At 73.7% G+C, this 7,462-nt stretch carries 4 protein-coding genes; all 4 read right to left on the reverse strand.

The window, feature by feature from the left end; translation table 11 throughout:
- Window positions 1-13: 13 nt before the first annotated feature.
- The 4 genes from LN042_RS10700 to LN042_RS10715 all read right to left on the reverse strand — a co-directional run bounded on the left by LN042_RS10700 (window position 14) and on the right by LN042_RS10715 (window position 7,419).
- Window positions 14-4,117: a TIGR02680 family protein gene (locus LN042_RS10700; RefSeq protein WP_230050851.1), complete on the reverse strand. Its 4,104-nt coding sequence runs from the start codon at window positions 4,115-4,117 to the stop codon at window positions 14-16.
- Window positions 4,114-5,388 (reverse strand): TIGR02678 family protein, encoded by a 1,275-nt coding sequence (locus tag LN042_RS10705; protein ID WP_230050853.1) that lies wholly within the window; start codon window positions 5,386-5,388, stop codon window positions 4,114-4,116. The genes LN042_RS10700 and LN042_RS10705 overlap by 4 nt, the downstream gene beginning before the upstream one ends.
- A complete protein-coding gene (locus tag LN042_RS10710; RefSeq protein ID WP_230050855.1) occupies window positions 5,381-6,979 on the reverse strand; it encodes a TIGR02677 family protein in 1,599 nt (532 codons plus the stop codon). Before LN042_RS10710 ends, LN042_RS10705 begins: the two co-directional genes overlap by 8 nt.
- A 161-nt stretch (window positions 6,980-7,140) precedes the next feature.
- On the reverse strand, window positions 7,141-7,419 hold the full coding sequence (locus tag LN042_RS10715) for a PIN domain-containing protein (protein WP_230050856.1): 279 nt from the start codon (window positions 7,417-7,419) through the stop codon (window positions 7,141-7,143).
- Between the last annotated feature and the right edge of the window lie 43 nt (window positions 7,420-7,462).

Consider the following 7,462-nt stretch of genomic DNA (forward strand, 5'->3'; position numbering starts at 1 on the left):
GAGAGGTCCATGGTCAGGCGAACAGCCCTTCCTGACGTTGCGGCGGAACCTCGCCGTCGGTCACCAGGGTGCGGTGCCGGCCGTCCCACTCCCAGCGGGTGACCAGGACGGCGGCGATCTCGTCGACGCGGGAGAGCTGGGCGATGGCGAGGCCCGGCACCTGCGGGTAACAGCCCCATTCGCGCTCGGAGGTCATCACCACGTCCAGGTCGAAGGCGGTGAGCAGCCCGAGCGACTTGGCCCGGGAGTCGTCGTCGACGCCGGCGAACGCCTCGTCCAGGGTGACCAGGCGCGGGGCGTGCGGGTTGCCGGCGGAGGCGTAGTGGGAGGACGCGGCGGCGAACAACGGCAGGGAGACGGAGAGCACCCGCTCGCCGCCGGAGGCCGGGCCGGTGGCGGACTGCCACCTGCCGTGCTGGTGGCGCTCGATGCCGAACTCGTGCCAGGAGCGGTAGTCCATGGCGGTGGTGAGGTGTTCGAGCCAGGTGCCGGCGGGGTTGTCGGTGCGGGCGCGGTCGATCTGGGCCTGGAGGAACTCGCCGAGGGCGGTGCGGTCGGCGGCGGTCCAGGCGTCGGAGGACTGGCGCAGCAGGCGGTCGCGGGCGGCGGCCAGCCCGCCGGGGGCGTTGCGGGCGGGGCGCCAGACCAGGCGGAGCAGCATGCCGGTGCTGGTCGGGCGGTCCTTCAGTTCCTCGTTCATCTTCAGCACCTGGTGCTCGGCGGCGCTGACGAGCTCCTGGAGGGTTCCGGCCACCTCGGTGATCAGGTGGTTCTCCAGGATCTCCTGCTCGCGGGCGGAGAGCAGTTGCTGCCGGTCGGCCACCTCGGCCGTGAGGGCGGCCGCGAGCGCGGGGACGGAGCGTTCCCGGCCCTGGAAGACGACGTCGACGACCAGGCCGTCGTCCATCATGCGGGCGGCGGCCGTGTGCCCGTGGCGGGCCAGGGCGTCGGAGAGGTCCTTGAGCTCTTCGGTGATCCTGCGCTGCACGCGCTCCCACGCCGGGTCGGAGTCGTCGACGGACTCCAGCTCGCGCTCGACGGCGCGGGCGAGCCGGACGGCCGGCTCGGGAGCCCAGGAGTCGGAGGCATGCTCCAGCTCGGGCAGGGCGACGGCGAGCAGGCCGGTGGTGGCGAAGCGGCGCAGCGCGTCGATCGCCTCCGCCCGGGTGCGGGCGGTGTCCTCGATCTCACCGCGTACCCGGGTGCGCAGGGCGTCGGCGGCGGCCCGGCGACCGGTGGCGGCGTTCTGCTCGCGGCGGGTGGCGCGCTCGGTCTCCTCGCAGTCGCGCAGGGCGGCCTTGACCTCGTCGAGTTGGCGTTGCAGCTCGGCGACGGCCGCGCCCACGGTGGCCTTGAGCGTCTCGTGGCGCTCGCCGGCCGCGACGGCCTCCCGGACCGCCGCGCGGGAGCGCTCGGCGAGTTCGGCGGCGTGCTCGGCGGCGCGGGTGTGGTCGGCCTCCTCGGTGGCCAGTGCGGCACGGGCCGCGCGGGTTTCGCGTACGGCCGGCCAGAGTGCCGCCAGGGCCTCGCGGTAGGAGCCGAGCGCCTCGCGGATGCCGAGCAAGCCGGTGCTGCTGATTGGCAGCCGCAACTCGTCTGCGAGAGCCTGGAGGTCTTCCGCCGCCCGGTCAGCGTCGGCGGCGGCGTCGGCTGCGGCCCGGTCGGCGGTGACGCGGCGCTCGGCGGCCCGAGCGTGCTCCTGGTGGGCCGCCGCCACCCCGGCCTGGGCGGCCCGCAGGGGGGAGTCGTCCGGCAGTGCGGCCTGCTCCCCCGCGAGGGTGCGTGCGTCGGCCGCCAGGTTCTCGGACCGAGCCGTCAGATCCTGCAACCGCTCTGCGAGGCGGTCGAGTTCGGTGTTGACGGCGGCGATCCGGGCGCGCCTGGCCTGTTCGCGGGTGCTCTCGCCGAGGTACTCGGCGGTCGGCTTGGACCAGGCGCCGGTGAGGGCGCCGAGACGGAAGCGGCCGTCCAGGCCCACCCAGCTGCCGGTGTCCGGGAGATCGTCGTCCGCGTCGAGCAGGCCGATCCCGCTCAGCAGCCTCGAGACCAGTTCGTTCGGCAGGGCGGCGGCGGCCGGGTCGGCGCGGTCGACCGCCGGGCGCAGGATGTCGGCCAGCGAGCGCCCGTCCACCGGCGGGCCCACGGTGAGCAGGGTGTCCCAGGTGCCGGCGGCGGCCAGTGAGCCGTCCGGGCCGACCCACGCGTCGAGCAGACCGGACGCCTCCAGGGCGGCTTCCAGCCCAGCGGTCTGGTGGTCCGGCAGGTGACCGGTGAAGTCGACCAGGCGCCAGAGCGGCGCGCCCGGGCGGTCCTGCCGGGCCTCGGGGGAGCGGGTGTGCGGCGCCTGCGGACCTCGCTGGCCGCCGGAGCTCAACTCCACGAGTTCGGCGTGCAGTTCTTCCGTCCGGGTGTGGAGCTCGCGCTGCTGGAGCTCCAGTGCCGCCCGCCGGGAGGCGAGTTCGGCGCCGACTGCGGAGGCGGTCTGCTGCGCCGCCGTACGGGAGGGGTCGGGCCCGTTCAACGTCTCAACCCACTCGGCGAGTTCGTCGAGCATGCCCTCAGGGTCGGCGGGTCGGAGCAGCGTACATGAGGCGAAGTACCCACGTACGGAAGAGAGGTAGTGCCGACCTGCCAGCGCGGCGTTCTCCTCGGCCTCGGCCCGCAGGTCGGCCCGGCGGGCCAGGTCCTCATCGGCATCCGCCAACTGCCGCCTGCTCCGGTCGAGTTCCCGCAGCGAGTCCTGGGTGGCAGCCAACTGCTCCTCGACCAGGACGACTGAACGCAGCCGCCGGTCGGTGAACTCGGCGGAGCTCCGCTGCGTGGCCTCGGGCGGATCCCCCGCTGCGAGCGGGAGGCTGACCCGGTCGGTGTGCTCCCGCTCCACTCCGGCGGCCGTAGCCGCCTCTGCGGCCCTGGCCATGGCGGAGTCCTGCGCCCGGTCGGCGGCTTCGGCGCGCGAGCGCGCCGAGCCGAGCCGGGTGACGTACCGGGTCAGCTCATCCTCGGCGCGGGTGCGGTCCGCCTCGGCGCGTTCGGCGTCCCGGGCGGTGCGTCCGGCGAGGTCGGCGGCCTGCTCCAGCTCGCGGGCGCTGCGCATCTCCGGGCCGGCCCGCAGCGCCTCGTCCCGGGCCCGCAGGCCGGAGCGCAGCTGGTCCAGCTCCTCCAGCCGGGCCTCGGTCGTCTCCAGTGCCGCTCCTGCCGCCTCGAAGTCCTGTTCTGCGGCGTTCAGTTCGGTGCGCAGCGCCTCGTAGCGGGAGTGCTGCGCCCGGGGCGCGCGGGCCTTGCGCCGCGCGGCCACCCGGGCGTACCGGCGGTAGTGCTCCAGGAAGCCGGTGGCGGCGCGCTCGGCGGCGACCATGACCGCCAGCTGCTCCTTCTCCTCGTCCAGCGAGCGGAACGCCTCCGCCACGTCGGCGATCACCGCCTGGTCCATCGGTGGTAGCGACTCAGTCAGAGCCTGGGAGAGCGCCTTCTCGCTGGGTCGCTTGGACAGCTGCGGCTGGCGCAGCTGGACCAGCAGGTCGACCAGGGCCGCGTAGCGCTGCTCGCCGAGGCCGAACAGCGCCTCGTCCACCGCCCGCCGGTACGACCGCGCCGAGTCGTACACCAGGCCGCGCCCGTCCAGCGCCTCGGCCAGCCGGTCGCGGGTGATCGCGGCGCCGGTGGAGTCCAGCAGCCGCAGCTCGGGGCCGATCCGCCGGTCGGTGACGAAGTACCAGTGCCGGGCGATACCCCGGCCGCTGACCGCCTTGAGGCCGCAGCCCAGGGTGGTGTAGTGCGCGGCGCCGTCCTCGTCCAGGCGGCCGAACTCGATCCAGGTGTAGCCGAGCCGTTCGGGGTGCGGGTGCTCGCCGCCCAGCAGGAGGTTCCACTCCATGCGCTTCTTCGGGTCGGCGTCCGGCTCGACCCTGTGCGGAGAGAGGTCACCGTCCAGCAGGAAGGGCAGGGTCAGGGCGAGCACCTTGGACTTGCCGGTGCCGTTGTTGCCGCGCAGCAGCAGGCGGCCGTCGCGGAAGTGGAACTCCTCGACGTCGTAGTAGAAGAGGTCGACCAGGCCGACCCGCAGCGGCTGCCAGCGGGCGCGGCCGGGCGACGGCAGCGCGACAGTCGGGTTCATCGGGTCCTCTTGCCTTTCGTGCTCTTCGCGGACTTCTGGGTGCTCTTCCGGGGAGCGCTCTGGCCGGGCTCCAGCAGGATCGTCTCGCCGACCCGGTAGCGGTCCAGCGCCGGACGGGGGCGGACGGCCGGGGCGCCGTCCGCGGTTGCCGCGCGTTCCAGCAGCCCGAGCGCGACCAGCCGTTCGGCGGCCTGTTCGGTCAGCTCGATCTCGGTGCCGGGGGTGGTCGCGCTGCGCCGCCAGAACCCGGCGTGCTCCAGCGCCCAGCCAGCCACCTGGCGGTGCAGCTCGGTGAGTGGGACGGTACTTCCCTTCCCAGCCAGGTACTCGGCGAGTAGGAGTGCCACATGGCCGTCGGTGCCCTGCTCCGGCATCCGGAGATCCGTCAGGTCGTCGTCCGGGTCCACCATGGCGATGCCCTCGGCCCGCACCTCCGGTACCAGCCCGGTGAGTTCGCTGATGCGGCGGGTCAGCGCGCCGCGCTGGGAGGCGAGATAGGCGCTCTCGGCCTCTGACAGCCCGTCGGCGTACAGCACCGGATCGTCCAGCAGCCGCCGGGTCAGCGTGTGGCGCAGGGCCCGGTTGCGCAGTTCGTCGCTGTCCGGCAGCACCTCGGCGTTGAGTTCGGCCAGCCGCTCCGCGAAGCCGCCGGCGCGTACGGTGCTCGGGCCGCGCCGGGACACCAGCAGCCCGGCCAGCACCCGGCGGTCCACGTCGTACAGGGCGTCACCGGCCGACTTGAGGAAGGCGTCCTCGTCGCCGGCGACCTTGGCCAGCACGCCCCACTCCAGCAGCAGCCGGACCACCGCCACCAGGTCGGTGCGCTGCTCGCGGTCGGAGAGGGTGAAGTCGATGCCGGCAGTCTCCAGCACCGGGTCCGCTGCCGCGAGGACCACCTGCTCGGCCAGCCGGCCCAGCGCGATCTGGTGCTCGGCACGTTCCAGCACCGCCAGGCACAGGCAGACCAGGACGTAGCGCCGCCGGGAGAACGGGAGTCCGGTGCGCTGGTCCCGTGCCGGGTGGGTCGGATCGCTGTCCTGGCCCGGAATGCGGCGCAGCCGGGCCACCTCGGAGTCCACCAGCAGGGCCCAGCCGGTGTTCCGCTCGAACCAGGTGCGCAGTTCGGCCGCGTGCTGCCGGACCAGGCGGAACTCCTCGGAGTGGGGACCGCCCGCGCGCAGCAGCGGCCGGCGCAGCAGTGCCCGCGCGGCCCGGCGGAACTCCTCCGCCCGCTGCGCGGCGAGGACGTCGCCCAGGCGGTTGTCACTCACGGCCCGCTCCCGCGCGTTCAGCGGCGAGATCGACGATCTCGACCAGGTGCTGCGGACCTCGAAGGACGCCGTCGAGGGTGTGGATCTCGGCGATCCCACCATCGGTCAGCCTGGTCAACCTGATCTCCATCGTCCCGTCGTTGGTGGTGGTGGACACCGACTCCGTGCCCGGCCGCCACTTCGCCAGGGCGTCGCCGAGCAGCTGCAGGAACAGCCGGAAGGAATCCCGGTCCAACTCGTCGAGGTCGCTCAACCTGACCTCCCCCCGGGTGGCCAGCCGGGCCCGGGCTGCGGCGGCCTGCTCGGTCTGCTTGCGTGCCAGCTCGGCCAGATACGCCTTGGCCTCGGCACGGTCCTGCACCGCCCTGCCCCGGCCGCGCCGCTCGTACGAACCGGTCCGGCGTAGCTGCGGGCTGATCCGCACGCCTGGTGCCTCGTACCAGGACGCGGAGGCCGGCACCGGTTCGGCGTCCCGTTCGGCCAAGGCATCCTGGTCGATGGTCAGATGACGCGCCGAGTACAGCCCGAACGCGGACCGCCACAGCCGGTGGCGGGACTCGTCGTCGGGCGCCTCGGCGAACCAGCGGGCCAGCTCCCGGAAGTCGGCCGAGCGGTCCGACCGACCGGCCCGGCGTTCGTTCAACGCCTGGACGACGGCCAGTAGTTGGGGAATCGCCTGGCGGGCGGCCGAGCGCAGGAGCTTGGCCTGGGAGTTGCGCCCCGGCACGCTCAGGAACCACGCCCGCAGGCCCTCCCAACGCCCGGCCCAGCAGCGTTCGGCGGCGGCCAGGGCCTCGGCGGCGGCGTCCGGGGCTGCGTCGGAGGCCTCGCGCTCGGCGGCCAGCCGCAGCAGCGGCCCGACCGGACCTACCTCGGCCGTGCCCAAGTCCGTCAGCAGACCGGCGATCTCGGCTCCCCGGGTAACCAGGTCCTCGATGAACCGCTCCAGGTACTCGATCAGCCGCTGCTTGTAGGCGAGGAACACCTCGACCTCGGCCTCGTGCAGGTCGACCGTCCGTTGCAGCGAGTTCATGAACGCCCGCGCGTTGTCCGCCAGGCCCGAGAAGCGGTCCACCAGGGCCAGCAGCGACAGGTGCACCACGGCCGGGTCGGGTCCGGGCTGCCCGGCCAGCGCCAGCAGCGCGCGCAGCTGCACCGTGATGTCCGCCAGCGCGACCGCCTGCAGCTCACCGCGCCGACCGAGCGCCGCGTCGTACGCGGCCAGCGCCTCCTCGGCGGCCTCGCCTGCACGGGTGAGCTGGTAGATGTGGCGGGCGCGGTAGAAGTCCTCCAGCGCGGTGACCCGGCTGGTGTCCGGGTCGGCCCGTAGGTTGCCCCACCTGGCGAGCCGCTCCAGCGCGCTCGCCACTCCTTCGATCGGTGGACGCCCTTCCGGTGGCAGCCCCAGGTGGACGTCCTCCGGGCGCAGATGGACGGTGAACTCCTGCTTGGCGCGGACGAACACCCCCATCACCTGGCGGTAGAGGGCGCAATGCTCGGTGGTGAGGTGGGCGAACGGCTGGTACGGCGCGTCACCGCGGCCGGTGTCGCCGACCGGCGAGCTCGCAGGCGGGTCGTCGACGCTGGTCATGCGCACCATTGTGCCTGATGGCCGAGTGCGCTCGGTCGGCTTGACCGAATCGGACGGCTCGGCGCCCGGGGCTGTTGTACCATGCCGCACACCCCAGCTGCTGCCGTACAGGGGGCCGGTGGCGCACTGACTGACCGCCCGTCGCCAACTCGGCTGTGTGGTCAGCGGATGCAGATCGTCTTGACGGTGAATCCGCCGATGAGGCGTTCGATGACCGACCAGGCTCGGTCGGTGGTCAGGACGGGGAGGCCGTGGCGTTCGGCGACGGCGATGCACAGCGAATCGGCAGTGGACAGGGTGCCTGGCTTGGCGGTGCGGGTGTGGCGGAGGTCTTCGTCGGTCCAGCGGGAGCGGGCGGTGCATGAGAAGTGGCGGAGCTCGGCGGCTCGGACCGCGCACGGTCCACGGTTGCTGGGCGCGGTGGCACTGCCTCGCGGCATTGGGCACGGTGGAGCGGTGGTCGCGAGGGGCCTCCGTTTGAGA

Origin of the sequence: Kitasatospora humi, assembly GCF_020907985.1 — a bacterium.
Taxonomy (GTDB): Bacteria; Actinomycetota; Actinomycetes; order Streptomycetales; family Streptomycetaceae; genus Kitasatospora; species Kitasatospora humi.